Source organism: Citrobacter sp. Cpo142 (genome assembly GCF_030332425.1).
In the GTDB taxonomy this organism is placed as follows: Bacteria; Pseudomonadota; Gammaproteobacteria; order Enterobacterales; family Enterobacteriaceae; genus Citrobacter; species Citrobacter portucalensis.
Genome location: NZ_JAOWHW010000113.1, coordinates 290,721 through 316,872, shown reverse-complemented (window position 1 = coordinate 316,872; position 26,152 = coordinate 290,721). Strand labels below are relative to the sequence as shown.

Here is a 26,152-nt window from a genome sequence, read left to right as displayed (position 1 = left end):
AAACAACCCAATGGCTAATAACAAACAACACTCAGAGGAAAATACTATGACGCGCCGTGCTATCGGGGTGAGTGAAAGACCGCCGCTTTTACAGACAATCCCGCTTAGTTTGCAGCACCTGTTCGCCATGTTTGGCGCAACGGTGCTGGTGCCAGTCCTGTTCCACATCAACCCAGCTACCGTTCTGCTGTTTAACGGCATTGGTACGTTGCTGTATCTCTTTATTTGTAAGGGTAAAATTCCCGCATATCTGGGTTCCAGCTTTGCCTTTATTTCCCCGGTACTGCTGCTGCTGCCGTTAGGGTATGAAGTGGCGCTGGGCGGTTTCATTATGTGTGGCGTCCTGTTCTGCCTGGTTTCTTTCATTGTTAAGAAGGCAGGAACCGGCTGGCTGGATGTCATGTTCCCGCCTGCGGCGATGGGCGCAATCGTTGCCGTCATCGGTCTGGAGCTGGCTGGCGTTGCTGCGGGTATGGCGGGGTTACTGCCTGCTGAGGGGCAATTACCGGATTCAAAAACCATCATCATTTCTATGGTAACGCTGGCGGTAACGGTCTTTGGTTCCGTATTGTTCCGCGGTTTTATGGCGATTATCCCGATTCTGATCGGGGTGCTGGCCGGTTATGCGCTCTCCTTCGTGATGGGCGTTGTGGACACTACGCCGATTGCGCAGGCCCACTGGTTCGCGCTGCCGACGTTTTACACGCCGCGTTTTGAATGGGTTGCCATTCTGACCATCCTGCCAGCAGCGCTGGTGGTCATCGCTGAACACGTCGGGCACCTGGTGGTAACGGCGAATATCGTGAAAAAAGATTTGATTCGCGATCCTGGCCTGCATCGTTCTATGTTTGCTAACGGTCTGTCTACGGTAATCTCTGGTTTCTTCGGCTCTACGCCGAACACCACGTACGGCGAAAACATCGGCGTAATGGCAATCACCCGCGTTTACAGTACCTGGGTTATCGGCGGTGCGGCAATTTTCGCCATTCTGCTCTCCTGCGTGGGTAAACTGGCTGCAGCGATCCAAATCATTCCACTGCCGGTTATGGGCGGCGTATCGCTGCTGCTGTACGGTGTGATTGGTGCTTCTGGTATTCGCGTACTGATCGAGTCGAAGGTTGACTATAACAAGGCGCAGAACCTGATCCTGACCTCGGTTATTTTGATCATCGGCGTAAGTGGCGCGAAAGTTCACATCGGTGCCGCAGAGCTGAAAGGCATGGCGCTGGCGACCATCGTTGGTGTCTGTCTGAGCCTGATTTTCAAAGTTATCAGCCTGCTGCGTCCGGAAGAAGTCGTGCTTGACGCGAAAGATGCAGACAGTCCGCAACAGTAAATCTCTGACCGGGCGGCAGCGCTGCCCGGTTCTATCGCGACGTATTTCTGTGTTAAACTCAACGCGATTTTATGAAATCCTGGGTTGAGGTATCTCTGAACACACCGGCACAGCTCTCTTTGCCACTTTATCTTCCTGACGACGAAACTTTCGCAAGTTTCTGGCCGGGGGATAACTCCTCTTTACTGGCTGCACTGCAAAACGTGCTGCGTCAGGAACATAGCGGGTATATTTATCTCTGGTCGCGTGAAGGCGCTGGCCGTAGTCATTTGCTGCATGCAGCCTGTGCGGAACTGTCCGCGCGCGGCGATGCGGTAGGCTACGTGCCGCTCGACAAACGCACCTGGTTCGTCCCCGAGGTGCTCGACGGAATGGAGCATTTATCGCTGGTTTGCATTGATAACATCGAATGTGTGGCCGGTGATTCGCTGTGGGAAATGGCGATCTTTGATCTCTACAACCGTATCCTGGAGTCGGGGAAAACGCGCTTGCTGATCACCGGCGATCGTCCACCAAGACAGCTGAATCTGGGGTTGCCGGATCTTGCCTCACGCCTGGACTGGGGGCAAATCTACAAGCTACAACCGCTTTCCGATGAAGATAAGCTGCAGGCGTTGCAATTACGCGCCAGACTTCGTGGATTTGAACTGCCGGAAGATGTGGGACGTTTTCTGCTAAAGCGTCTGGATCGAGAAATGCGTACGCTGTTTATGACGCTGGATCAGCTTGATCATGCTTCGATCACCGCCCAACGTAAGCTGACCATTCCGTTCGTAAAAGAAATTCTGAAGCTGTAAGCGCCGCAGCCGGGAAGACTGCGGCAGGTTGCAGGTTAACCGACGATTTCCAGTACCTGCTCAGGCGGGCGTCCAATTCGAGCCTGACCTTTGGCAACCACAATCGGGCGCTCTATCAGTTTCGGGTTTTCCACCATTGCCTGAATCAGCGTGTCTTCACTCAGATTTTTGTCCGCCAGGTTAAGTGATTTATAAAGATCCTCTTTCTGGCGCATCAGTTCACGCGCGCTGGACATACCGAGCATTTGCAGCAGTTCACGCAGGGTTGCTGCATCAGCCGGCGTTTCCAGATACAACACCACTTCCGGGTCCACGCCGTTGGACTTCAGTAATTCCAGCGTTTCACGGCTCTTGGAGCAGCGTGGGTTATGGTAGATTTTAATCGCGTCTGACATGACTTCTCCTTGCATAACAATACTGCCGGATGGCGGCCAAAAGACCTTATCCGGCCTACATATTGCGTCTGACGTAGGCCGGATAAGACGCTACAGCGTCGCCATCCGGCAAAGGTTCGAGAATTACATCTTCGTATACGGTTTAAAGCGTTCTTGCAGCTGGCGTAGCTGGTCAATACGGGCATCGTATCTGGCCTGCTGCTGGCTACCCAGTTTCACCTGAGAACTTGCGCTGCTGAGCATCGAAATAGCCTGATCCAGACGTCCCGCGAGGGCATACCCCTCCGCGCGCGCCGCCAGCTCCTGATCGCGGTTGCTCAGGTTGGCTTCCGTTTGCGCTAACAGATCCCAGCCGTTAGGGTCATCTTTATGGTTAAACGTATAGCGATTCAGGATGGTCGCCGCCTCTTTGGCTTGTCCACCCTGTAAATAGGCATTCGCCAGGTTGAGCTGCAGAACCGGGTTAGTGCGCAGGTCGCGGGCGTTTTTCAGGCGGTTAATGGCATCACTGGTTTTCTTCTGGCCGAGATCGATATCCGTTGCCAGGTCGAGATACCAGGCATTGTTAGGATCTGCCGCCAGCAGCGGTTGCAGCGCTTTACGCGCCTCGTCATATTTACTGGCTTCCATCGCCTGCAATGCCCGGCCATACTGCGCCGCACGTTGCTCACGTACGTTGCCTTTCGACCAGTTACTCAGCAGGTCATCGGTTAACTGGTTACGACCAGAGTTGTACATGCCCAAGGTTCGTGCCTTAGCCAGATAAAAATCTTCTGACGACTGGACGACCACCGGGCGCATCTGGTTGGCGCGGTTACGGGCATCAGACAGACGGCTTTCCGGCAGGGGGTGAGTCAGCAAAATTTCCGGCGGACGCGAAGAGTAACGAGCCTGGTCGAGTAGTTTTTCCAGGAACGTTGGCATGGCCTGGGGATCGAATCCCGAGCGTTGCAGTACCTGAATACCGATGCGGTCTGCTTCCTGTTCGTTTTGCTGCGTAAAGCTGATCATTCCCTGACGTGTACCCGCCAGCGTACCGGTCAGCGCCGCCATACCCGCCTGCGGGCTGGCCATTGCTAATAAAATTGAACCTAACGCACCAACCCACGTTAGCGGTGCGCTACGTTTCTGATCTTCCATGGCACGCGCCAGGTGACGCTGCGTAACGTGGGAAATTTCGTGCGCCATAACCGATGCCAGCTGGCTTTCGTTGTCGGAATAGCGAAATAGTGCAGAGTGCAGGACAACGTTGCCGCCAAAGAAAGCAAAGGCGTTGATTTCATCGTTGTTAATCAAAAAGAAGGTGAAGGGCGTTTTTACCGAGTCGGCGTGCGAGACCAGACGCATCCCCAGGGCATTAATGTATTGGGTGAGCAATGGATCGTTAATTAATGGCGCACTGCCGCGCAGTTGGCGTACGTAATAATCGCCCATCTGCATTTCCTGTCCTATGGAAAGCGTACTGCCTGCCGACGTTCCCATATCAGGCAGGGTGTCCGCAGTATCAGCAAATGCGGGCGCAACCTGACCGATAGTCAGTGCGGCAATGAGGGTAGCAACCAGGTTTTTTTTCAACTGCCTGAACATAACCTCTGTCCTGTATTCTTTTTTGAGATAGCCATTTGACCGATGCTGTGAAGTATCGTTCACACTCCGCAAGCTTACGGAGTGTAACTGCGAAACCTGACGATGAACACCCAGGAAAAATGTCTTTTCACTTTGCGTAATCAGCCATAAAAAGCGAAGTCTTTTTTGTGACATTTCGATACAATTCGGGATCGCAATCCCGCTATTGGGTTCATGGAAGGGTTTTATGCTCGAAATGTTGATGCAATGGTATCGTCGCCGCTTTAGCGACCCCGAAGCCATCGCCCTGCTGATTATTCTTGTTGCCGGTTTTGGCATACTGTTTTTCTTTAGCGGCCTTTTGGCGCCGCTGCTGGTCGCCATTGTGCTGGCGTACCTGCTTGAATGGCCGACAGTGCGGCTGGAACATATTGGTTGTTCACGGCGTTGGGCGACATCGATTGTGCTGGTGGTGTTTGTCGGTATTTTACTGCTGATGGCCTTTGTGGTGATGCCCGTTGCGTGGCAGCAGGGAATTTACCTGATCCGCGACATGCCCGGCATGCTCAATAAATTGTCTGATTTTGCCGCCACCTTGCCACGACGTTACCCGGCGCTGATGGATGCAGGCATCATTGATGCGATGGCGGAAAATATGCGCTCGCGAATGCTCACCATGGGCGATTCGGTGGTGAAATATTCGTTAGCCTCACTGGTTGGATTGCTGACCCTGGCGGTCTATCTTGTTCTCGTCCCATTGATGGTGTTCTTCCTGATCAAGGATAAAGGACAGATGCTGAACGCCGTGCGCCGGGTGCTGCCGCGTAACCGCGGGCTGGCTGGGCAGGTATGGAAAGAGATGAATCAGCAAATCACCAACTATATCCGCGGAAAGGTGCTGGAAATGGTGGTGGTCGGCGTAGCGACCTGGCTCGGCTTCCTGCTGTTTGGTCTCAACTATTCGCTGCTGCTGGCGGTGCTGGTCGGGTTCTCTGTGCTGATCCCGTATATCGGGGCTTTTGTGGTGACTATTCCGGTGGTTGGCGTGGCGCTGTTCCAGTTCGGGCTTGGCACCGAATTCTGGAGCTGTTTTGCCGTGTACCTGATAATCCAGGCGCTGGACGGCAATTTGCTGGTTCCCGTGCTGTTCTCCGAGGCGGTCAATCTGCATCCACTGGTGATTATTCTCTCCGTAGTGATTTTCGGCGGCCTGTGGGGATTCTGGGGCGTATTCTTTGCGATTCCTCTGGCGACGTTAATCAAAGCGGTAATGCATGCCTGGCCGGATGGTCAGGTCGTTGACGAACCCTAATCTGCAAGATCCGGCGATATCATGTCGCCGGATCTGAACTTGTCTGACCTCTATCCACTCTTTCTGAATAATCTCTTCTGGTGTCGTTTTTCTCCGCGTTTGTCTTTAACTTGACCATCGTGATGTCTTTTAGTCACACAAGGATTAAGGCCAACAGGAGAACAAAATGGGTCACAGCACACACACGCAGCAAAAGGTGGGATGGGGCGGTTATCTCGCTTTTTTTATTACGATTATTCTTTTTTCCGGCATGTTTGCGAAAAGTACCGAATGGTGGCGGGTCTTTGACTTCACCGTCCTCAACGGTGCGTTTGGGCAGATTAATGCTGCGGGCGGCACGGCGGTCTCTTTTCGTGGCTCTGGAGGGATGGGGGCCAAAGACGGTTTCTTATTCGCGCTTGAGCTGGCACCTTCCGTCATTCTTTCGCTTGGGATTATTTCTGTCACCGAAGGGTTGGGTGGGTTGCGCGCGGCACAACAGCTGATGACGCCGGTCCTGCGTCCGTTACTGGGCATTCCGGGTATTTGTTCGCTGGCGTTGATTGCGAATTTGCAAAATACCGATGCCGCGGCCGGGATGACCAAAGAAATGGCGGAAGAGGGCATTATCACAGAGCAGGAACGCGCTATTTTTGCCTGCTGGCAAACCAGCGGCAGCGCGTGCATTACCAACTATTTTTCTTCTGGCGCAGCGCTGTTTACGATGGTGACCGTTCCGGTGATTACGCCGCTGGCGGTGATCCTTGTCTTCAAATTTGTGGGCGCGAACCTGTTGCGTGTATGGATCGCGCAGCTGGAAAATCGCCGTATGCAGCAGGAGGCGTGAGATGACAACACAGGTACGTAAAAACGTCATGGATATGTTTATCGATGGCGCACGGCGCGGGTTTACCATTGCAACAACCAGTCTGTTGCCTAACGTGGTGATGGCGTTTGTGATTATTCAGGCGCTGAAGGTGACAGGGCTGCTCGAGGTTGTCGGGCGGGTATGCGAGCCGGTAATGGCGCTGTGGGGGCTGCCGGGGGAATCTGCCACTGTGCTGCTGGCAGCGGTGATGAGTATGGGGGGCGGCGTCGGCGTGTGCGCCAGCCTGGTTGTCGCCGGTACGCTTTCGGGACATGATGCCACGGTGTTGTTACCGGCTATCTACCTGATGGGAAATCCGGTGCAAAATGTGGGCCGTTGTCTGGGGACCGCGGGGGTTCATCCTCGTTATTACCCGCTAATTATTGCGGTATGCGTCATTAATGCGCTGCTCTCTATTTGGGTTATGCAGGTTATTGCCTGACAAGGAAGGTTATGAACTGTTCAATTCTTGATTTGACGTTGTTCCAGCAGGGACACGTGTATGCGCCGGAAGATTTAGGGCGACAGGATATACTGGTCTCCGGCAGCAAAATTGTTGCCATCGCCCCGTCAATTTCTCCTGAAGACTTTCCCGGTTGCGAGTGTATCAATCTTGACGGCGCGATTGTATGCCCAGGATTTATCGATCAACACGTCCATCTTATTGGCGGCGGTGGGGAGGCGGGGCCGCATACCCGCACCCCGGAAGTGCGCTTGTCACGGCTGGTTGAAGCTGGCGTCACGTCGGTGGTGGGGTTGCTGGGGACCGATGGCATTACCCGTCACCCGGAATCGCTGCTGGCAAAAACCCGCGCGCTGGAGTTTGAAGGCATCAGCGCATGGATGCTCACCGGGGCGTATTCTCTGCCTTCCCCGACTATCACCGGCAGTATCGATCGCGACGTGGCGCTGATCGATAAAATCATTGGCGTGAAATGTGCGGTTTCGGACCATCGTTCCTCAGCCCCGGATACCTCGGCGCTGGCAAACATGGCGGCGCAGTCGCGCGTCGGCGGATTGTTAGGGCGCAAACCAGGGATCAGTGTTTTCCATATGGGCGACAGCCCGCGCATGCTGGAACCGTTGTACCAGATCCTCGACTGCTGCGATGTGCCGATTACTAAACTGTTGCCGACACACGTTAACCGTGCGGAACCGTTGTTCCAGGCGGCGCTGGAGTATGCCCGTAAAGGCGGTTATATCGACATTACCAGCAGCATTGATGAGCCCGTCGACCCGGCCACGGCTATCGCCACGGCGCTGCGCCAGAACGTGCCGCTGTCGCGCATTACCCTTAGCTCGGATGGCAACGGCAGCCAGCCGGAATTTGATGAGCTTGGCAATCTCACCGGCATCGGTGTCGCGGGGTTTGAATCACTGGCCGAGACGGTGCGCCAGTTGGTGACGGTTCATGCCATACCGCTGGAACAGGCGCTGTGTCCGCTGACGCGTACGGTCGCAGAATTTTTGGCACTGGAGCATAAAGGGCGTCTGGCGGTGGGATGCGATGCGGACATTCTGGTGCTCAACGACGCGCTGGAGGTTTATCACCTGTGGGCGAAGGGAAAAGCCGTGGTCAGGGAGAAAAAAGCCTGCGTAAAAGGGACGTTTGAATAAACACCTTTTATACCGGATGGCGTCGTATACGCCTTATCAGGCCTACAAAGTGTGCAAACTGTAGGCCTGATAAGCGAAGCGCCATCAGGCTTTATTCAGCTAAACGCAAATCAGGCATTTGCTTTCAACCAGTTCATTACCACGTCGTGGTGGTTGCTGGTTTTGAAGTCATCAAACACATGCTCAATTTTCCCTTCGGCATCAATCAGGAAGCTGATGCGGTGGATGCCATCGTAGGTTTTGCCCATAAATGACTTCTCACCCCAGACGCCGAACTGCTCGCAAACCTGATGATCTTCATCGGACAGGAGCGTGAAATTCAGGACTTCTTTCTCCGCGAATCGGGAAAGCTTCTCTGGTTTGTCAGTGCTGATCCCCAGCACTTCAACACCCGCTTTTTTTAACTCATCCATGTTATCGCGCAGGCCGCAGGCCTGTACGGTACAGCCGGGTGTCATGGCTTTCGGGTAAAAATAAACCAGAACACGCTGTCCCTGGAAGTCGGTTAAATTTACTTGTTCTCCGTCTTGATCCGGCAAGCTAAATTTCGGTGCGATATCACCGGCTTTCAGTGGGTTCATTACTTAACTCCATCCTGTTCATCATGCTGTGAGTAATTGACGACGTTAATACTGCCTTGCGCATTGAGTTCTGTACAGAGTGCTTTAAACGCATCTTCAATATTTGCCGAATCATGTGACGCAGGACTATGTGCGGTAATTTGAATAAACAACTGCGCCGCCTTTCCATTCTCAGCCGGTTGCGTGCGTGAAACCAGTTCCGCAATATTCATTTGGTGGCTGTCAAACAGAGCGGTGAAGCGTTCAATCAAATGGGGAGAATCAGGGACATCGACCTGCACCCATACCGTAGCAGGCATTGCCGGACGGGGGCGCGCGGTCGTGCGCTTCATCACAATGAGTAAATCCAGCTCTGCGCCTTTTAATGGCAGGGTTGATTCAATCAGGGTGATGGCATTCCAGGTTCCCGACAGCAACATGATAAACGTGAACTCATCACCCAGCATGGCCAGTCGGCTGTCTTCGATATTACAGCCGCAACTGCTGACATGACGCGTGATGGTGTTCACAATTCCTGGGCGATCGGCACCCAGCGCAGTAATGACCAGATAGTGTTGCGATGACGATGTCAAACCTGTTCTTCCTTTGAGCGGTGAGGTAATCATAAGGAAAGCATAAAAAAAACATGCATACAACAATCAGAACGGCTCTGGTCGCTTGCTTTTATTGTCGTACCAAACGTACCATTGAGACACTTGTTTGCACAGAGGATGGCCCATGTTCACGGGAAGTATTGTCGCGCTTGTTACGCCGATGGATGAGAAAGGTAAAGTCTGCCGGTCGAGCCTGAAAAAACTGATTGATTATCATGTCGCCAGCGGCACCTCGGCGATCGTTTCTGTTGGCACCACCGGTGAGTCCGCCACCCTGAGTCATGATGAACATGGCGATGTGGTGGTGATGACGCTGGAGCTGGCTGACGGGCGTATTCCGGTTATTGCCGGAACCGGCGCCAATGCGACCGCGGAAGCCATTAGTCTGACGCAGCGTTTCAACGACAGCGGTGTTGTCGGCTGCCTGACGGTGACGCCTTACTACAACCGCCCAACCCAGGAAGGTTTGTTCCAGCATTTCAAAGCCATTGCTGAGCATACTGACCTGCCGCAAATTCTGTATAATGTGCCGTCCCGTACTGGCTGCGATATGCTGCCGGAAACCGTTGGTCGTCTGGCGAAAGTTAAAAATATTATCGCTATTAAAGAGGCCACGGGGAACTTAAGTCGCGTTCACCAGATCAAAGAGCTGGTTTCGGACGACTTTATTCTGCTCAGCGGTGATGACGCGACCGGACTGGATTTTATGCAGCTCGGTGGTCATGGCGTGATTTCCGTAACGTCTAACGTTGCGGCACGTGATATGGCTGAAATGTGCAAACTGGCGGCAGCCGGGCAATTTGCCGAGGCGCGGGTGATTAACCAACGTCTGATGCCGTTACACAACAAACTATTTGTCGAACCCAACCCTATTCCCGTGAAATGGGCGTGTAAGGAGTTGGGACTTGTGGCGACCGATACGCTACGTCTGCCGATGACGCCAATCACGGACAATGCTCGTGAAATCGTCAAAGCGGCGCTTAAGCATGCCGGTTTGCTGTAAAGTTTAGGGAGATTTGATGGCTTACTCAGTACAAAAGTCGCGCCTGGCCAAGGTTGCGGGTGTTTCGCTTGTTATGTTGCTCGCGGCCTGTAGCTCTGACTCGCGCTATAAGCGCCAGGTGAGCGGTGATGAATCCTATCTGGAGGCCGCACCGCTTGCTGAGCTTCATGCTCCAGCTGGGATGATTCTGCCGGTTATGTCGGGCGACTATAATATCCCGGTAACCAACGGCAGTGGTGCCGTGGGTAAAGCGCTGGATATTCGTCCACCGGCTCAGCCGTTAGCATTAGTCACCGGTGCTCGCACACAGATCGCGGGTGATACGTCGACATTACTGGTGGAAAACGGTCGTGGCAACACGCTGTGGCCGCAGGTCGTTAGCGTCATTCAGTCTAAAAACTACACGATCACCAAACGTGATGATGCCAGCCAGACGCTGACCACCGACTGGGTTGACTGGAACCGTCTGGATGAAGACGAGCAGTACCGTGGACGTTATCAAATCTCGGTTAAACCGCAGGGCTATCAGCAAGCGGTTACGGTGAAACTGGTTAACCTCGAGCAGGCGGGTAAACCCGTAGCCGATGCGGCATCAATGCAGCGCTACAGCGCTGAGATGATGAACGTTATCTCTGCTGGTCTGGATAAGAACGCCACCGACGCCGCGAATGCCGCGCAGAACCGCTCTGCAGCCACCATGGATGTTCAGAGCGCCGCCGATGACACCGGTTTACCAATGCTGGTGGTACGTGGACCGTTCAACGTGGTGTGGCAGCGTCTGCCGGCAGCGCTTGAGAAAGTGGGGATGAAGGTAACCGACAGCACCCGTTCTCAGGGCAGCATCGCGGTGACCTACAAACCACTGTCCGATAGCAACTGGCAGGAGTTGGGCGCAAGCGATCCGGGTCTGGTATCCGGCGACTATAAACTGCAGGTCGGTGATTTAGACAACCGCAGCAGCTTGCAGTTTATCGATCCGAAGGGGCATACCCTGACGCAAAGCCAGAACGACGCGCTGGTCGCCGTCTTCCAGGCAGCGTTCAGTAAGTAAAAATAAAGGGCTGGATAACTCCAGCCCTTTTTTTCTGATATGATACGCAAACGTGTGCGTCGGCAGAAAAACGCAATATTTATCGTTAATTCACACCCAGGAGTAATAAAGATGCAAAAGCAAGCTGAGTTGTATCGTGGTAAAGCGAAGACCGTATACAGCACGGAAAACCCGGACCTGTTGGTGCTCGAATTCCGCAATGATACGTCAGCAGGGGATGGCGCGCGCATTGAACAGTTTGACCGTAAAGGTATGGTGAACAACAAATTCAACCATTTCATTATGACTAAACTGCAAGAAGCGGGTATTCCTACCCAGATGGAGCGACTGCTTTCTGATACCGAATGTCTGGTGAAAAAACTGGAGATGGTACCGGTTGAATGTGTGGTACGTAACCGCGCGGCAGGCTCTCTGGTTAAGCGTTTAGGCGTTGAGGAAGGTATTGAACTGAATCCGCCGCTGTTTGATCTGTTCCTGAAAAACGATGCTATGCACGATCCAATGATTAACGATTCCTATTGCGAAACTTTTGGTTGGGTGAGCAAAGAGAATCTGGCACGTATGAAAGAGCTGACCTACAAAGCTAACGACGTGCTGAAAAAGATGTTTGATGATGCTGGTCTGATTCTGGTCGACTTCAAACTTGAGTTTGGTTTGTATAAAGGTGAAGTGGTCCTGGGTGATGAATTCTCACCGGACGGTAGCCGCCTGTGGGACAAAGAAACGCTGGATAAAATGGACAAAGATCGCTTCCGCCAGAGTCTGGGCGGCCTGATCGAAGCCTATGAAGCCGTCGCGCATCGCCTGGGTGTGAAGTTAGACTAATCTTCCCCTGAGCCGGCGATCGCTCTCCGGCTCATTAACCCCACCTGATTTGATTACTATTTCTTATGGTAATCCTGTTCCGAACCGCCTACGATCATCATCATAATGAATAAAAAGTTGAGGTGATTATGCGCTGGCAAGGGCGTCGTGAAAGTGACAACGTGGAAGACAGACGAAACAGCTCTGGCGGCGGCCCCTCTATGGGTGGGCCTGGTTTTCGTCTGCCCAGTGGTAAAGGCGGCATCATTCTGCTGATTGTGGTGCTTGTCGCAGGTTATTATGGCGTGGATCTCACCGGGCTAATGACTGGCCAGCCGGTCTCCCAACAGCAATCATCACGCTCCATCAGCCCAAACGATGATGAAGCGGCAAAATTTACCTCGGTGATTCTGGCTACCACAGAAGACACCTGGGGACAGCAGTTTGAAAAAATGGGCCGCACCTACCAACAGCCGAAACTGGTGATGTACCGGGGCGCGACGCGTACCGGCTGCGGCGCGGGTCAGTCCGTGATGGGGCCGTTTTATTGCCCGGCAGATGGTACGGTTTACATCGACCTTTCATTCTATGACGACATGAAAAACAAGCTGGGCGCTGATGGTGATTTTGCTCAGGGCTATGTTATCGCCCATGAAGTGGGTCACCACGTGCAGAAACTGCTGGGCATTGAACCTAAAGTTCGTCAGATGCAGCAGAATGCCTCACAGGCAGAAGTGAACCGTCTTTCCGTTCGAATGGAACTGCAGGCAGACTGCTTTGCCGGTGTCTGGGGCCACAGCATGCAGCAGCAGGGCGTACTGGAGTCTGGTGACCTGGAAGAGGCACTGAACGCCGCACAGGCCATTGGTGACGATCGTCTGCAACAGCAGGGACAAGGACGCGTCGTGCCGGACAGCTTTACTCACGGAACCTCTGAACAGCGTTTTACCTGGTTCAAACGCGGTTTTGATAGCGGCGATCCGGGGCAATGTAATACCTTTGGTAAAGGTATTTAAGATACTGAGGCAGGGATGTCCGATAACACGGCGCTGAGCACGTTAACCGAACAAATGACCCTCGAAGGGATCCGTCGTCTGCTGATTATCAGCGGCGAGGATAACTGGTGTCAGGAACAGGCATTAGCGCTACGCAGCATGTTACTCGGCGACTGGCTGTGGGTAGGGGAGCAAGCCCCTACCGAGCCGTGCTGTACGCCGCAGGCGCTACAAACATTATTAGGGCGCGAGTTTCGTCATGCGATTTTTGACGCCAGGCATGGTTTTGATGCTGCGGCATTTGCCGCCTTAAGCGGCACACTACTTGCCGGCAGTTGGCTGGTTTTGCTGACCCCACCCTGGCATTCCTGGCACACGCATCCGGACGCGGATTCACTACGCTGGAGTGATTGTGCGGAACCCATCCCTACACCGCACTTTGTTGAACACATCAAACGGGTGATTTCCCTCGATAGACAGGCTCTGCACTGGCAGCAGCATCAGCCGGTTTCCTGTCCGCACTTTCCTGCTCGCGCAGCCTGGCACGCGGCAACCGGCGAACCCCAACCAGAACAGGCGATGATATTAAATCATTTGCTGGCTATGCCTCCCGGTGTGGTTGCGGTGACGGCCGCACGGGGTCGGGGCAAATCTGCTCTGGCAGGGCAACTCATAGCGCGGATTAACGGCACTGCGATTGTGACAGCGCCTGCCAAAGCGGCAACGGATGTGCTGGCGCAATTTGCCGGGGAGCGTTACCGCTTTATGGCCCCGGATGCGCTGTTAAGCAGTTCTGCAACCGCAGACTGGCTGATTGTGGATGAAGCCGCCGCGATCCCCGCGCCGCTGCTGCACCAACTGGTGGCGCGTTTTCCTCGTACGCTGTTAACCACTACAGTACAAGGCTACGAGGGAACGGGGAGAGGCTTCTTGCTGAAATTCTGTGCCCGCTTCCCCAATCTTCAACGCTATGAGTTGCAACAACCCGTGCGCTGGGCGCAGGGGTGTCCGCTGGAGCAAATCGTCAGCGATGCGCTGGTGTTTGATGATGAAACATTCACACATGCCCCATTGGGGGAACTTCACTTTTCGGCATTTGAGCAACAGTCCTGGCATGCTAACCCAGCGCTGCCGTTAGCGGTATATCAGCTGCTTTCCGGAGCGCATTATCGCACCTCGCCATTGGACCTGCGGCGAATGATGGACGCGCCTGGACAGCATTTTCTTCAGGCATCAACCGCTGACTCAGTGGCGGGAGCCGTCTGGCTGGTCGATGAAGGGGGACTATCCGCAGAATTAAGCCAGGCAGTCTGGGCCGGATATCGCCGACCAAGGGGCAATCTGGTTGCACAGTCGCTGGCGGCGCACGGTGGTGACCCGTTGGCGGCGACGCTCGTCGGGAGACGGGTCAGTCGAATTGCGGTTCATCCTGCGCGCCAAAAAGAAGGTATTGGGCAACAGCTGATTATGCTGGCCCACCGCTATTCCACATCGTGTGACTATCTGTCGGTCAGTTTTGGGTATACGGCTGAACTATGGCGTTTCTGGCAACGTTGCGGTTTTGTGCTGGTGCGAATGGGAAATCATCGGGAAGCCAGCAGCGGCTGTTATACCGCCATGGCGTTACTTCCCATTAGCGAAGCGGGGAAACGCCTTGCTGAGCGGGAGCACCAGCATTTGCGTCGTGATGCGGAAATCCTTGCGCGATGGAACGGTGAGAACATTCCGCTAGTCCCTCTGAAAGAGGCTACGCTTAATGAGGATGACTGGGCTGAGCTGGCCGGGTTTGCCTTCGCTCATCGGCCATTATTGACGTCGCTAGGCTGTCTGAGTCGTCTGCTTGAGCACAGTGAGTTACCTCTTCCTGCTTTGCGCGGACGCATCCAGGCTAAACGTAGCGACGCCGAATTGTGCCAACAGCTCAAGATTTCTGGTCGTAAAGCGTTGCTGGTCATTCAGCGCGCCGAAGCGGCGCAGGCATTAAATCAGCTGGATGCAGAGCGTGAACAGCGGCTACATAATCGCATTATGCAATGGCAATTTTTTCACTAACTTCTTCAATTTCCTGGCATGGTCATTGCGGTTAAGCGGCGTAGAATGATTCTCATCAGCTAAGGAGAACGCCATGAAACATGACCATTTTGTTGTTCAAAGTCCCGATAAACCCGCTCAACAGCTACTGCTGCTGTTTCATGGCGTCGGCGATAATCCGGTTGCCATGGGTGAAATTGGCACCTGGTTTGCGCCGCTGTTTCCGGATGCGCTAATCGTTAGCATTGGCGGGGCAGAGCCTTACGGGACGACGTCCGGACGTCAGTGGTTTTCGGTGCAGGGCGTAACAGAAGAGAGTCGTCAGGCACGCGTTGACGCCATAATGCCGGTGTTTATCGAAACCGTGCGTTACTGGCAGAAGCACAGCGGCGTTTCGCCGCAGGCAACCGCGCTGATTGGCTTTTCTCAGGGGGCGATTATGTCACTTGAGAGCATCAAAGCTGAGCCGGGGCTGGCATCGCGGGTCATCGCCTTCAATGGCCGCTATGCCACCTTGCCAGAGGCTGCAACCACCGCGACGACGGTGCATTTGATTCACGGTGGTGAAGACCGGGTAATTGAGTTATCTCATGCCGTTGCCGCGCAGGAAGCGTTAATGCGCGCTGGTGGAGACGTGACGCTGGATATCGTCGAAAATCTGGGGCACGCCATTGATGAACGCAGCATGCAGTTTGCGCTCGATCATCTGCGTTTTACCGTACCGAAGCACTACTTTGATGAAGCGCTGAGCGGCGGTAAGCCTCACGATGATGATGTGATTGCCATGATCTGATTGATCACCGTAGGCCGGATAAAACGCGAAGCGTTGCCATCCGGCACGTAATGCCCGGTGGCGCTAACGCTTACCGGGCCTACGGGACTTATCTGCCTATTAATTATTTCTTCGGTTGGTCCTTATTCGGCCAATCGTCGTCGTCATCCCATTTATCGTTAAAGTCACGATGCGGGGGAAGCTCCGGCTTGTTGGCAAGAAATTTCTTGTGATCGACGCGCTTGAGATCTTTAATCACGTTCAGCAGCACGCCTACCAGAAACACCAACACCAGAATCCACCAATATTTTGCCAGCCAGTCCATGCTCATTTCCTCTTACAGGAACACTCATCAGGCGACGAGTTGCTCCATGATACGTTGATACATACGGGCAAGCAGCTGCAGGTCGGCGGCATTAACACATTCATTAATTTTATGAATAGTGGCGTTGACCGGCCCAAGTTCTACTACCTGCGCCCCCATGCGGGCAATAAAACGCCCGTCGGACGTCCCGCCTGTAGTCAGTAACTGCGGTTTAATCTCATTATAGTGCTCAATGGCGTTCACCACTGCATCCACCAGTTTACCGCGTTCGGTCAGGAACGGCTGACCGGAAAGCCACCAGTCGACGGTATAACGCAGCTGATGTTTCTCCAGCAGCGCGTGAACCCGTGCTTTAATCATCTCATCGGTCAGCTCAGTGCTGAAACGGAAGTTGAACTGGATAAACAGTTCTCCAGGGATAACGTTGTTGCTGCCGGTTCCAGCCTGGATATTGGCAATCTGCATGCTGGTCGCCGGGAAGAATTCGTTACCCTGATCCCACTCGATCGCCACCAGTTCGTTGAGCATGGGGGCCGCGCGGTGTACCGGGTTATCGGCCAGATGCGGATAGGCTACGTGGCCCTGCACGCCGTGAATGGTCAGGTTGCAGGTCAGTGAACCACGACGTCCATTTTTCACCACGTCGCCAACGATTTCCGTGCTGGATGGCTCACCCACCAGGCAATAATCCAGTCGTTCATTACGCGCCATCAGCGCTTCAACCACCTTCACGGTGCCGTTTTTGGCGCTGGCTTCTTCGTCAGACGTTATCAAAAATGCCAGACGACCCTGATGATTTGGATGCTGGGCGACAAAACGCTCTGCGGCCACGACCATCGCCGCCAGTGAACCTTTCATATCGGCAGCGCCACGCCCGAACAACATACCATCGCGAATGGTCGGCTCGAACGGCGGGTTAATCCAACGATCGACATCGCCGACAGGCACTACGTCAGTGTGACCGGCAAATGCCAGGGTCTCACCTTTACCGCGCCATGCCCAAAAATTCTGTGTGTCACCAAAATCCATACGCTCAACGGTAAAACCTACCGCGCGCAGGCGTTCAATCATTAACGCCTGGCACCCGGCATCATCCGGGCTCAGGGAAGGACGGCGAATAAGCTGCTGTGTCAGCTCAATGACCGGGCACGACATAGACTACACCTCATTAAAAAACAGAGTATAACTGGATTCACTGAAACCAAGCAGCATAGGCTTACCCGGCGCGCAGAGCAATGGGCGTTTGATAATTGCTGGCATTTCAATCATCAACGCGGCGGCGGAAGCCGCATCGGTGATTTGACTGCGCGTGGATTCATCGAGTTTACGCCAGGTGGTTCCACGCGTATTGAGCAGCGCCTCCCAACCTAATTCGCTGATAAAGGACTGTAATAGCGTGTTGTCCAGACCGTCGACGCGATAATCATGAAATCGGTAGTCAATACCTTGAGCCTCCAACCAGCGTCTGGCTTTTTTAATCGTGTCGCAATTCTTAATGCCGTAGAGGGTGATCATTTGAATCCTTATTGACGTAATTTGAATATTTATTCTTTTATTCTGTGGCAATGAATAATACATATTGTCATTCAATCGTTATAGAAAAATATAACATTGTTGAACAACAGTGAATAATGATTCCTGAAAGCTCCAAAAAATACCGTATAACTAAAAATCAGAATCTGCCTGTTTGCATCAGCCTGTTTTTCCATCAGAATTGCAAAAGTAGTAGATGATGTATGAATATTTCAAAATATTGCAGTAAGTCACATAAAATTTATGGGTATAGCGCATAGTGATCACATAAACCCCAAACACTGGAGGAATCAATCGCAACCATCGGTTAAATTGCCTTCTTTTAATGATGATGATTTCGTAGAATGCCCATAATAATAAGAGAGGTTGTTATGATTGAACGTGAACTGGGGAACTGGAAAGACTTTATCGAAGTGATGCTTCGTAAATAATTTTCTGGAAGAAATTCATATCCTGTAAAGGATAAAAAAAGGCGACTCAACGTAAGTCGCCTTTTTTGTGCGCGATTATTCTGGGCGTGGCTTCAATGGGAAGCGTCTGCGCACCAGCACAAAGAACAGGGGAACGAAGTAAATCGCCAGAATTGTGGCTGAAATCATCCCGCCCATTACGCCAGTCCCCACCGCATGTTGACCGCCAGAACCAGCGCCACTGCTGATGGTCATCGGCAGCACCCCGAAGATAAACGCCAGTGAGGTCATCAGGATTGGGCGTAAACGTTGGCGACAAGCATGGAGCGTGGCGTCGAGCAGATCGTGTCCTTTCTCGTTCATCTCATTGGCGAATTCAACAATCAATATTGCGTTCTTCGCCGATAGCCCGATAACGGTAAGTAACCCGACCTGGAAATAAACGTCGTTTTCCAGGCCGCGCATCCAGGTCGCCAGTAGCGCGCCAATAACCCCCAATGGCACGACCAGCATGACGGAGAAGGGTACCGACCAGCTTTCATACAGGGCCGCCAGACACAGGAACACGACCAGCAGAGAAATGGCGTACAGGGCGGGGGCCTGAGAACCCGACAGCCGTTCCTGATAGGACATCGCCGTCCATTCGAGGCCGAACCCGGTCGGCAACTGGCGCACCAACGATTCCATTATGTCCATTGCCGTACCGGTACTGACGCCCGGCGCGGCTTCGCCGACAATCTCGACCGCGGAGTAGCCGTTATAGCGCTCCAGACGTGGTGAACCGGTTTCCCAGCGTGAAGTCGCAAAGGCCGAGAAAGGCACCATGCCACCGTTGTTATTGCGTACGTACCACAGGTTGATGTCGTCCGGGAGCATGCGATATTTTGCTGCCGCCTGCACGTAAACCTTCTTCACACGGCCCCGGTCCATAAAGTCATTGACGTAGCTGGAACCCCAGACCGTTTGCAATGTGTCGTTGATGTCGTCGATGGAAACGCCCAGCGCCTGGGCTTTGCGCTGATCGATATCAATTTGCAACTGCGGGCTGTCGTCCAGACCGTTATGACGAACGCGGGTCAGGGAGGTGTCTTTCCCGGCCAACTCAATGAGTTTGTCGCGCGCGGCCATTAACGCATCATGGCCCGCACCGGCGTGATCCTGCAGCTCCATATCGAAACCGGCAGAGCTTCCGAGACCGCTGATAGCCGGAGGGCTGCTGGCGAAGACGCGGGCTTCTTTAATCTTATTAAAGGCTTTGGTCGCACGTTCGATGATGGCGAAAGAGGTTCCGGTAGTGGTGTCGCGCTCATCCCAGTCTTTTAAGCGGACAAACATACGCGCCACGTTTTGACCGTTCCCGCCAGGGCCAGAACCGACAGTGGAAAAGACTGACATAATGTTGTCTTTCTCATGGGTGAAGTAATACTTCTCCACTTCCTCAACCACTTTCAATGTTTGCTGCTGCGTGGAGCCGCTGGGCAACTGTACCGAGGTGGTAAACATGCCGCGGTCTTCCAGCGGCAGGAAGGAGGTTGGCAGGCGCAGGAACAGGAAAACCATCCCGCCGAGCAGCAGGCCGTAGATCAGTATCCAGCGCAGACTGCGGTGCAGAATTCTGGCAACGCCTTTTTCGTAGCGCTCGGCGTTGCGATTAAACATCCGGTTAAACCAGCCGAAGAAACCGGTTTGTCCGTGATGCTCGCCCTTATGCAGCGGTTTGAGCAGGGTGGCGCACAGAGCGGGGGTCAGGATCATCGCCACCAGAACAGACAGCACCATAGCGGAGACGATAGTAATCGAGAACTGTCGGTAAATAGCCCCGGTAGTGCCGCCGAAGAAGGCCATCGGGATAAACACCGCTGACAGCACCATGGCGATACCGACCAGCGCACCCTGGATTTGCCCCATCGATTTCCGTGTCGCTTCCCGCGGAGAGAGTCCTTCCTCACTCATAATACGCTCGACGTTTTCCACTACCACAATGGCGTCATCGACCAGCAGGCCGATCGCCAGCACCATCGCAAACATCGTCAAGGTATTAACGCTATAGCCAAAGGCGTAAAGCACGGAGAAGGTACCCATCAGGACGACGGGAACGGCGATGGTGGGAATCAGCGTGGCGCGGAAGTTTTGCAGGAACAGGTACATCACGAGGAATACCAGCGCGATCGCTTCCAGCAGGGTTTTTACCACGTCGATGATTGAGGCTTTGACAAAGGAGGTGGTTTCATATGCCACCTTATATTCCAGCCCGTGTGGAAAATATTGCGACAGCTCGTTCAGACGGTTGATAACCAGCTCCGCCGTCGCCATTTCATTGGCGCCGGAGGCCAGCTTCACGCCCAGGCCGGAGGCCGGATTTCCATTAAAGCGGCTGAGATAGTCATATTTCTCTGCGCCCATTTCGACCGTCGCCACATCGCCCAGTTTAACTTCTGAGCCATCCTGGTTGACGCGTAGCGTAATGGCGCGGAATTCATCCGGAGTCTGTAGTAGCGACTGGGCGTTGATCGTCGCGTTCAGCGCCTGCTTGTCCACCGAAGGCGTACCGCCAAGTTGTCCGACGGCAATCTGCGCATTCTGTGACTCGATAGCGTCGGTCACATCTTTAGCGGTCATCTGGAAACTGTTCAGTTTGGCCGGGTCAAGCCAGATCCGCATGGAGTACTGTGAGCCGTAAGCGTCAATATCTCCCACGCCGTTAATACGGCTAAGCGGATCCTGAATGTTACTGGCGACATAGTCGGCGATGTCCTGCTTATCCATTGAGCCATCGGTGGAGACAAAGGCGATAGTCAGAATATTGGTGTCCCCGGTCTTACGCACCGTGACCCCCTGATCCTGTACCGCCTGCGGCAGTTTACGCATTGCCGATTGCAGCTGGTTTTGCACCTGCTGGACGGCCTCGTCAGGATCGGTTCCGGCAACGAAGCTCAACGTAACCGTCGCCTGACCTGTCCCGCTGCTCTGCGATGACATGTACATCAGGTTATCGAGACCGGTCATGTTCTGCTCGATAACCTGGGTGACGGTGTTTTCCAGAGTCTGAGCCGAAGCGCCGGGATAGTTGGCGGTGACCCGCACGTTTGGCGGTGCCAGATCGGGATATTGCTCAACGGGCAGTGAAAAAATAGCCAGGGCTCCTGTCAGGCACAACAGGATAGCTAACACCCAGGCAAAAATGGGGCGATCGATGAAAAAATTCGCCATTAAAAGAGGACCTCGTGTTTCTGCGTATCGTTATGGGTATGGCTTGCTTCACTTTAGCGGGAAGGTACGGGTCAAACGTGGAGAAAAAAAGAAGATAATGTAAATTATCATGCCCGTTTACAGCATACCTTTCGTGCCAACGCCGTCAGGCCTGGATCCAGACTCGACGGCGCTTTGCGGTTCTTTACGTTAGCTCACTGTCTGATTCCGCCGAACGGAAACTGATGCTCACCAACGTTCCCCCTCCGGAAGGTTGAGAGAAGGTCAACGTGCCGCTCAGTCTTTCCGCCCGTTCACGCATAATATTGAGTCCATAGTGCCCTGTAGGCTCATGCGGCTCGCCAATGCCGATGCCGTTATCGCGGATATAAACCGTGTGGTTGCCGTCCGGAGCCGTTACGCAGCTGACGGCAATTTCGCTCGCACTCGCATGTTTAATGGCGTTCAGCACCGCTTCACGGATGATCTGCAACAGATGCACCTGCATTTGAGCATCCAACGCTAGCGTGGGTAACCGACAGTCGAGTGTGAGTTTAGCTGAGGTTTGATTTTGCAGCGTTTCCAACATTTCATGCAGGGCGGAGGGTAAGTCTGCCTGCTGTAAGGTCAGACGGAAGGTGGTGAGCAGTTCGCGTAGCTGACGGTAGGCATCGTTCAGCGCCTGGGAGAAATCCGCCATAATGCTTTGCGCCGGGGCGTTATCTTTCGGAATTGAACGCTTAAGCAGCGTGAGCTGAATACGTAAATAAGAGAGCACCTGCGCCAGTGAGTCGTGCAGTTCGCGTGCAATCGTCGCTCGCTCCTCCATTAACAACAGCTGCTGAAAATGTTTTTGTGCCTGGTTGAAGTACAACCCACGTCCCAGCATCGAGGAGACGCTGTTGAGCAGCGGAGTAGAAGCACTGACGTTTGGACTTTGCCAGTGCAGTTCGCCGTAGACGGTTTCCTGCATGGTGACCGGCAGGATCTGCATCGGCAGCTCGGGGCTTTTAGTCCCTTCGCTAATCCGCCAGTTATCACCGACGGTGAGTTCAAGGAAATATGCGGCGTCATGTTCGCGGACGATCTGTAAAATATGGCGGAAGCAGTGCACGTCAATCTGGCTGGTATTTAACGCCTGGGAGCACTGATACAACACCTCCAGACGGCGATTGGCTTCGTGGAGATCGTGAGTTTTCTCGGCCACAGACGCTTCCAGCGAACGATACAGCTTGTGTAATTCACTCGACATCTGGCTAAACGTTTTGCCCAGCAATCCCAGTTCATTGGGCAAACCGGTATCCAGCGGTGGGATATCAAACTGACCGTGTTCAATTTGCTGACTGGCCATCACCAGTTTATTCAGCGGACGCACCACCTGCTGGCGAATGCGCCGCAGGGTAAAGAAGACGAGGGTGAATATGCCTATCCCGCCCGCCAGCGAGATGCCAAATACCAGCATCACTTTGCGTTCGGCATAATGCTGCAACGCCAGCACGAAGAGATCGATCTGATCGACGTAGTTGTTGATGTTGGCCTGGTACCATTTCAAATCGCCGTCGATCAGGCGGGCGTTCATTTCCAGCCAGTTAGCATGCAGTCGTCCATAGCGGCTTTTTACCGCTTGTGGCACATACCACGCGTTCAGATTCTGTAGTGCTGGCGAGTTTAGCGCCTGCTGGAAAAGCTGGCGGTGGGCGTTAAGCTGCGGGCTCTGGCTTTGTAGATCGTAACCCAGACGGTAGCTTTGCATGCGCAACGAGCCAGCAACGTTGATGGCTTCGGCATCTCGCAAGCTGCTGGTCAGCGTGAGCAGCGCAATACCCGTTGAGAGAATTGACAGCAGCACTATGTAGAAAAAAGCTTTAGCCAGACTGGCCGAGACCGGACGCTTTACCGTCACTTGTGCATCCTCACACAATACACGTCGCGCCTGAAAACAGCGTGAACGATGCGGTGTATTTGATAAATGTTAATAAAACGCCATGAAACTGGATGGTAACTGAAACACAATTTCATATGCGATGAAATAAATTGATCTGCCACAGGTTCTGGATAAATAGTTGTGCTTCCTGGGCAAATGAACATTGCCGCTTCCTTCCGTGTCGGTTAATAACACTCTTATAAAGAATAAGGTTTTTGCAACCAAAAAAGAAGGAAGCCATGAATCGTTTTATTATGGTCAATAGCCAGCAGTGCCTGGGATGCCATGCCTGTGAGGTCGCCTGCGTCATGGCTCACAATGGCGAACAGCATGTCCTGAGCCAACGGCATTTTCAGCCTCGAATTACCGTCATTAAGCATCAGCAGCAGCGCAGCGCGGTGACCTGCCACCACTGCGAAGATGCACCCTGCGCCAGAAGTTGCCCAAACGGGGCAATTAGCCATGATAACGACAGCGTTCAGGTGAACCCGCAAAAGTGTATTGGCTGTAAATCGTGCGTCGTTGCATGTCCTTTCGGCACGATGCAGATCGTACTCACTCCCGTCGCCAAAGGGAAGGTGAAAGCTACCGCGCACAAATGCGATCTGTGCCAGGGGCGTGAACAGGGACCCGCCTGCGTAGAGAACTGTCCGGCGCAGGCGTTACAGCTGGTGACGGAAAATTCGCTTACCGGTCTGTCAAAAGCGCGCAGGCTACGTGCCGCAAGTCTGGAAAGCCAGCCATGGCATGCCAGCACTACCGATTTTGTTCCACATGTCATCACTAAACGTGAGCAAATGCAGGCGACGCCTGCGCGCGGGGAGCCGGATAAACTGGCGATTGAGGCCCGGAAAACCAGCTTTGAAGAGATCTATCTGCCGTTTCGTACGGCGCAGGCGGAGCGCGAAGCCTCTCGCTGCCTGAAATGCGGCGACCACAGTATCTGCGAATGGACCTGTCCACTGCATAACCACATTCCGCAGTGGATTGAACTGGTCAAAGCCGGGAATATCGACGCGGCGGTTGAGCTTTCTCACCAGACCAACTGCCTGCCGGAGGTGACCGGACGCGTTTGCCCGCAGGATCGACTCTGCGAAGGGGCATGCACGGTGCGTAGCGAGCATGGCGCAGTCACCATCGGTAATATTGAGCGTTACATCTCCGATCGGGCGCTGAGTAAAGGATGGCGACCGGACTTAAGCCATGTGCAGAAAGTGGACAAGCGTGTTGCCATCATCGGTGCGGGTCCGGCGGGTCTGGCCTGTGCGGATGTGCTTGCGCGCAGCGGCGTCAGCGCCACCGTTTACGATCGCCATCCTGAAATTGGCGGTTTGCTGACGTTCGGTATTCCGGCCTTCAAGCTGGACAAATCGCTGCTGGCGCGTCGCCGTGAAATCTTCAGCGCCATGGGTATTCATTTTGAACTTAACTGTGAAGTGGGTAAGGATGTCGCGCTTGAAAAGCTGCTGGAGGATTACGATGCCGTGTTCGTGGGCGTAGGAACCTATCGTTCCATGAAGGCGGACCTGCCAAATGAAGATGCGCCTGGCGTGTATGATGCGCTGCCGTTCCTGATTGCCAACACCAAGCAGGTGATGGGGCTGGAGGAACTGCCTGAAGAACCGTTTATCGATACCGCCGGACTAAACGTGGTTGTGCTGGGCGGAGGCGATACGGCAATGGACTGTGTGCGAACCGCCCTGCGTCATGGCGCAAGCCAGGTGACCTGCGCCTATCGTCGTGATGAAGCCAACATGCCCGGCTCAAAAAAAGAGGTGAAGAACGCCCGGGAAGAGGGGGCAAACTTCGAGTTTAACGTCCAGCCGGTTGAGCTGGTGCTGCATGCCGATGGGCGAGTCAGCGGTGTGCGTTTCTTACGTACCCAACTTGGCGAACCTGATGCGCAGGGCCGTCGTCGCCCGGTTCCCATCGCCGGGAGTGAGTTTGTTATGCCCGCAGATGCGGTGATCATGGCGTTTGGATTTCACCCACACGGCATGCCGTGGCTGGAGTCGCATGGCGTTAAGGTCGATAACTGGGGGCGCATTGCCGCCGATGTTGAAAGCGTATACCGTTATCAAACCAGTAACCCGAAAATCTTTGCCGGTGGTGACGCGGTACGCGGTGCAGACCTGGTGGTGACGGCTATGGCGGAAGGGCGGCACGCCGCCCAGGGGATCGTCGACTGGCTGGGCGTAAAATCAGTCAAATCTCATTAATCGGCGAGCAGGCCGGATAAAATGCGTTAGCGTTGCCATCCGGCAATGTGCCGCATGAATGCCTGATGGCGCTTTGCTTATCAGGCCTACATTGTTCCAAGACAAACCCGGTTTCACAGCGTAGTATTATTTCTCACTTCTTGCTGTGGAGCCGGTATGTCGCAAAAAATTACCCTCATCAAAGATAAAGTCCTTTCCGATAACTACTTCGTCCTGCGCAATATCACTTATGACCTGACCCGTAAGAATGGAGAGGTGATCCGTCACAAACGTGAGGTTTACGATCGTGGCAACGGCGCCACAATCCTGCTGTATAACCCGGAGAAGAAGACGGTGGTGCTCATCCGCCAGTTTCGTGTTGCGACATGGGTCAACGGTAACGAAGACGGTCAACTGATTGAAACCTGCGCCGGGCTGCTGGATAACGACGAACCGGAAGCATGTATTCGAAAAGAGGCGATTGAAGAGACCGGCTTTGAAGTGGGTGAAGTACGTAAACTGTTTGAGCTATACATGTCGCCGGGCGGTGTGACGGAAATAATCCACTTCTTCATCGCGCAATACCGTGACAGTCAGCGAGCAAATGCCGGCGGCGGCGTGGAAGATGAAGATATTGAAGTACTGGAACTGCCGTTCACACAGGCGCTGGAAATGATCAAAACGGGTGAGATTCGTGACGGTAAAACGGTGCTATTACTGAACTATTTGCAGTCATCGCATCTCATGGACTAATGCGCGGAATTTATATTTCTTTACAAATTTACGGCCAATCCGACGATTCTTATTGAGCCACATCAGTCACGCAAGGAAGATACCGCTTAGGCTGTGTGTTTTGACTTCGGGGTTGTACCG

Annotated in this window: 24 protein-coding genes; 15 read left to right on the top strand and 9 right to left on the bottom strand. The window is 53.7% G+C overall.

Translation table 11 applies throughout. The annotated features are described in order from the left end of the window. Positions 1-46 precede the first annotated feature (46 nt). Positions 47-1,336 (top strand): uracil permease, encoded by a 1,290-nt coding sequence (uraA, locus tag OGY18_RS11320; RefSeq protein ID WP_003835107.1) that lies wholly within the window; start codon positions 47-49, stop codon positions 1,334-1,336. A 95-nt stretch (positions 1,337-1,431) separates the two neighbouring features. Further along, positions 1,432-2,133, top strand: coding sequence for a DnaA inactivator Hda (locus tag OGY18_RS11315; RefSeq protein WP_211924219.1), 702 nt, complete (start codon positions 1,432-1,434; stop codon positions 2,131-2,133). Positions 2,134-2,168: 35 nt separating this feature from the next. Here OGY18_RS11315 and arsC read toward each other — a convergent pair whose 3' ends face one another. Continuing rightward, positions 2,169-2,528 (bottom strand): arsenate reductase (glutaredoxin), encoded by a 360-nt coding sequence (arsC, locus tag OGY18_RS11310; protein WP_148361657.1) that lies wholly within the window; start codon positions 2,526-2,528, stop codon positions 2,169-2,171. Positions 2,529-2,651: 123 nt separating this feature from the next. Next, on the bottom strand, positions 2,652-4,115 hold the full coding sequence (gene bepA, locus OGY18_RS11305) for a beta-barrel assembly-enhancing protease (RefSeq protein WP_149281447.1): 1,464 nt from the start codon (positions 4,113-4,115) through the stop codon (positions 2,652-2,654). 226 nt (positions 4,116-4,341) lie between these two features. Between bepA and OGY18_RS11300 the strand changes: the two genes are divergently transcribed. From OGY18_RS11300 to iadA, 4 genes are all read left to right on the top strand, one after another. Next, positions 4,342-5,406: an AI-2E family transporter gene (locus tag OGY18_RS11300; RefSeq protein ID WP_003037941.1), complete on the top strand. Its 1,065-nt coding sequence runs from the start codon at positions 4,342-4,344 to the stop codon at positions 5,404-5,406. A gap of 166 nt (positions 5,407-5,572) precedes the next feature. Continuing rightward, on the top strand, positions 5,573-6,232 hold the full coding sequence (locus OGY18_RS11295; protein WP_126317576.1) for a nucleoside recognition domain-containing protein: 660 nt from the start codon (positions 5,573-5,575) through the stop codon (positions 6,230-6,232). A gap of 1 nt (position 6,233) precedes the next feature. After that, complete coding sequence (locus OGY18_RS11290) at positions 6,234-6,695, top strand: YjiG family protein (RefSeq protein ID WP_003835099.1); 462 nt, start codon at positions 6,234-6,236, stop codon at positions 6,693-6,695. 11 nt (positions 6,696-6,706) lie between these two features. Beyond that, the gene (gene iadA, locus OGY18_RS11285; protein WP_286553013.1) at positions 6,707-7,870 is read left to right on the top strand and encodes a beta-aspartyl-peptidase; all 1,164 of its coding nucleotides are present in this window, start codon (positions 6,707-6,709) and stop codon (positions 7,868-7,870) included. A 110-nt stretch (positions 7,871-7,980) separates the two neighbouring features. Here the strand turns inward: iadA and bcp are convergent, their stop codons facing one another. Both bcp and OGY18_RS11275 read right to left on the bottom strand, forming a co-directional pair. Next, positions 7,981-8,451 (bottom strand): thioredoxin-dependent thiol peroxidase, encoded by a 471-nt coding sequence (gene bcp, locus OGY18_RS11280; RefSeq protein WP_149281444.1) that lies wholly within the window; start codon positions 8,449-8,451, stop codon positions 7,981-7,983. Beyond that, a complete protein-coding gene (locus OGY18_RS11275; RefSeq protein WP_003037954.1) occupies positions 8,451-9,023 on the bottom strand; it encodes a glycine cleavage system transcriptional repressor in 573 nt (190 codons plus the stop codon). The genes bcp and OGY18_RS11275 overlap by 1 nt, the downstream gene beginning before the upstream one ends. 145 nt (positions 9,024-9,168) lie before the next feature. Between OGY18_RS11275 and dapA the strand changes: the two genes are divergently transcribed. The 6 genes from dapA (at position 9,169) to ypfH (ending at position 15,721) form a co-directional block, all read left to right on the top strand. Continuing rightward, positions 9,169-10,047 (top strand): 4-hydroxy-tetrahydrodipicolinate synthase, encoded by an 879-nt coding sequence (dapA, locus tag OGY18_RS11270; protein WP_286553011.1) that lies wholly within the window; start codon positions 9,169-9,171, stop codon positions 10,045-10,047. Between the two features lie 16 nt (positions 10,048-10,063). After that, on the top strand, positions 10,064-11,098 hold the full coding sequence (gene bamC / locus OGY18_RS11265; protein ID WP_003835088.1) for an outer membrane protein assembly factor BamC: 1,035 nt from the start codon (positions 10,064-10,066) through the stop codon (positions 11,096-11,098). 111 nt (positions 11,099-11,209) lie between these two features. Then, complete coding sequence (gene purC / locus OGY18_RS11260) at positions 11,210-11,923, top strand: phosphoribosylaminoimidazolesuccinocarboxamide synthase (protein WP_003835086.1); 714 nt, start codon at positions 11,210-11,212, stop codon at positions 11,921-11,923. Between the two features lie 128 nt (positions 11,924-12,051). Continuing rightward, a complete protein-coding gene (ypfJ, locus tag OGY18_RS11255) occupies positions 12,052-12,918 on the top strand; it encodes a KPN_02809 family neutral zinc metallopeptidase (protein ID WP_003037967.1) in 867 nt (288 codons plus the stop codon). Between the two features lie 15 nt (positions 12,919-12,933). Beyond that, the gene (locus OGY18_RS11250) at positions 12,934-14,949 is read left to right on the top strand and encodes a tRNA(Met) cytidine acetyltransferase TmcA (protein ID WP_286553008.1); all 2,016 of its coding nucleotides are present in this window, start codon (positions 12,934-12,936) and stop codon (positions 14,947-14,949) included. Positions 14,950-15,022: 73 nt separating this feature from the next. Further along, the gene (gene ypfH, locus OGY18_RS11245) at positions 15,023-15,721 is read left to right on the top strand and encodes an esterase (protein WP_003835082.1); all 699 of its coding nucleotides are present in this window, start codon (positions 15,023-15,025) and stop codon (positions 15,719-15,721) included. A 103-nt stretch (positions 15,722-15,824) separates the two neighbouring features. On the opposite strand, the gene OGY18_RS11240 is transcribed toward ypfH, so the two are convergent. The 3 genes from OGY18_RS11240 to OGY18_RS11230 are packed head-to-tail and all read right to left on the bottom strand — an operon-like array spanning position 15,825 to position 17,540. After that, complete coding sequence (locus tag OGY18_RS11240; RefSeq protein ID WP_003835080.1) at positions 15,825-16,025, bottom strand: YpfN family protein; 201 nt, start codon at positions 16,023-16,025, stop codon at positions 15,825-15,827. Between the two features lie 27 nt (positions 16,026-16,052). Then, positions 16,053-17,180 (bottom strand): succinyl-diaminopimelate desuccinylase, encoded by a 1,128-nt coding sequence (dapE, locus tag OGY18_RS11235; protein WP_126317580.1) that lies wholly within the window; start codon positions 17,178-17,180, stop codon positions 16,053-16,055. Between the two features lie 3 nt (positions 17,181-17,183). Beyond that, on the bottom strand, positions 17,184-17,540 hold the full coding sequence (locus tag OGY18_RS11230; RefSeq protein WP_003835078.1) for an ArsC family reductase: 357 nt from the start codon (positions 17,538-17,540) through the stop codon (positions 17,184-17,186). 389 nt (positions 17,541-17,929) lie between these two features. Here OGY18_RS11230 and ypfM point away from each other — a divergent pair, with 389 nt between their 5' ends. Next, positions 17,930-17,989, top strand: a complete 60-nt coding sequence (ypfM, locus tag OGY18_RS11225) for a protein YpfM (protein WP_001386977.1) — start codon at positions 17,930-17,932, stop codon at positions 17,987-17,989. Between the two features lie 75 nt (positions 17,990-18,064). Here the strand turns inward: ypfM and acrD are convergent, their stop codons facing one another. Both acrD and narQ read right to left on the bottom strand, forming a co-directional pair. After that, positions 18,065-21,178, bottom strand: a complete 3,114-nt coding sequence (acrD, locus tag OGY18_RS11220; RefSeq protein ID WP_286553006.1) for a multidrug efflux RND transporter permease AcrD — start codon at positions 21,176-21,178, stop codon at positions 18,065-18,067. 184 nt (positions 21,179-21,362) lie between these two features. Then, the gene (gene narQ / locus OGY18_RS11215; RefSeq protein WP_126317581.1) at positions 21,363-23,060 is read right to left on the bottom strand and encodes a nitrate/nitrite two-component system sensor histidine kinase NarQ; all 1,698 of its coding nucleotides are present in this window, start codon (positions 23,058-23,060) and stop codon (positions 21,363-21,365) included. A 260-nt stretch (positions 23,061-23,320) separates the two neighbouring features. Here narQ and aegA point away from each other — a divergent pair, with 260 nt between their 5' ends. Beyond that, complete coding sequence (aegA, locus tag OGY18_RS11210; RefSeq protein ID WP_286553003.1) at positions 23,321-25,300, top strand: formate-dependent uric acid utilization protein AegA; 1,980 nt, start codon at positions 23,321-23,323, stop codon at positions 25,298-25,300. A gap of 156 nt (positions 25,301-25,456) precedes the next feature. Next, positions 25,457-26,032 carry a GDP-mannose pyrophosphatase NudK gene (gene nudK / locus OGY18_RS11205; RefSeq protein ID WP_048224974.1) on the top strand — a complete coding sequence of 192 codons (576 nt, stop codon included), beginning with the start codon at positions 25,457-25,459 and terminating at the stop codon, positions 26,030-26,032. Positions 26,033-26,152: the final 120 nt, after the last annotated feature.

Excerpts from the sequence above, each read along its gene's own strand:
- iadA (WP_286553013.1), top strand. The coding sequence starts at position 6,707 with ATGAACTGTTCAATTCTTGATTTGACGTTGTTCCAGCAGGGACACGTG.
- acrD (WP_286553006.1), bottom strand. The coding sequence starts at position 21,178 with ATGGCGAATTTTTTCATCGATCGCCCCATTTTTGCCTGGGTGTTAGCT.
- dapE (WP_126317580.1), bottom strand. The coding sequence starts at position 17,180 with ATGTCGTGCCCGGTCATTGAGCTGACACAGCAGCTTATTCGCCGTCCT.
- OGY18_RS11240 (WP_003835080.1), bottom strand. The coding sequence starts at position 16,025 with ATGGACTGGCTGGCAAAATATTGGTGGATTCTGGTGTTGGTGTTTCTG.
- purC (WP_003835086.1), top strand. The coding sequence starts at position 11,210 with ATGCAAAAGCAAGCTGAGTTGTATCGTGGTAAAGCGAAGACCGTATAC.
- OGY18_RS11250 (WP_286553008.1), top strand. The coding sequence starts at position 12,934 with ATGTCCGATAACACGGCGCTGAGCACGTTAACCGAACAAATGACCCTC.
- arsC (WP_148361657.1), bottom strand. The coding sequence starts at position 2,528 with ATGTCAGACGCGATTAAAATCTACCATAACCCACGCTGCTCCAAGAGC.
- aegA (WP_286553003.1), top strand. The coding sequence starts at position 23,321 with ATGAATCGTTTTATTATGGTCAATAGCCAGCAGTGCCTGGGATGCCAT.
- ypfH (WP_003835082.1), top strand. The coding sequence starts at position 15,023 with ATGAAACATGACCATTTTGTTGTTCAAAGTCCCGATAAACCCGCTCAA.
- dapA (WP_286553011.1), top strand. The coding sequence starts at position 9,169 with ATGTTCACGGGAAGTATTGTCGCGCTTGTTACGCCGATGGATGAGAAA.
- OGY18_RS11295 (WP_126317576.1), top strand. The coding sequence starts at position 5,573 with ATGGGTCACAGCACACACACGCAGCAAAAGGTGGGATGGGGCGGTTAT.
- ypfJ (WP_003037967.1), top strand. The coding sequence starts at position 12,052 with ATGCGCTGGCAAGGGCGTCGTGAAAGTGACAACGTGGAAGACAGACGA.
- OGY18_RS11300 (WP_003037941.1), top strand. The coding sequence starts at position 4,342 with ATGCTCGAAATGTTGATGCAATGGTATCGTCGCCGCTTTAGCGACCCC.
- bamC (WP_003835088.1), top strand. The coding sequence starts at position 10,064 with ATGGCTTACTCAGTACAAAAGTCGCGCCTGGCCAAGGTTGCGGGTGTT.
- bcp (WP_149281444.1), bottom strand. The coding sequence starts at position 8,451 with ATGAACCCACTGAAAGCCGGTGATATCGCACCGAAATTTAGCTTGCCG.
- OGY18_RS11290 (WP_003835099.1), top strand. The coding sequence starts at position 6,234 with ATGACAACACAGGTACGTAAAAACGTCATGGATATGTTTATCGATGGC.
- nudK (WP_048224974.1), top strand. The coding sequence starts at position 25,457 with ATGTCGCAAAAAATTACCCTCATCAAAGATAAAGTCCTTTCCGATAAC.
- OGY18_RS11230 (WP_003835078.1), bottom strand. The coding sequence starts at position 17,540 with ATGATCACCCTCTACGGCATTAAGAATTGCGACACGATTAAAAAAGCC.
- bepA (WP_149281447.1), bottom strand. The coding sequence starts at position 4,115 with ATGTTCAGGCAGTTGAAAAAAAACCTGGTTGCTACCCTCATTGCCGCA.
- uraA (WP_003835107.1), top strand. The coding sequence starts at position 47 with ATGACGCGCCGTGCTATCGGGGTGAGTGAAAGACCGCCGCTTTTACAG.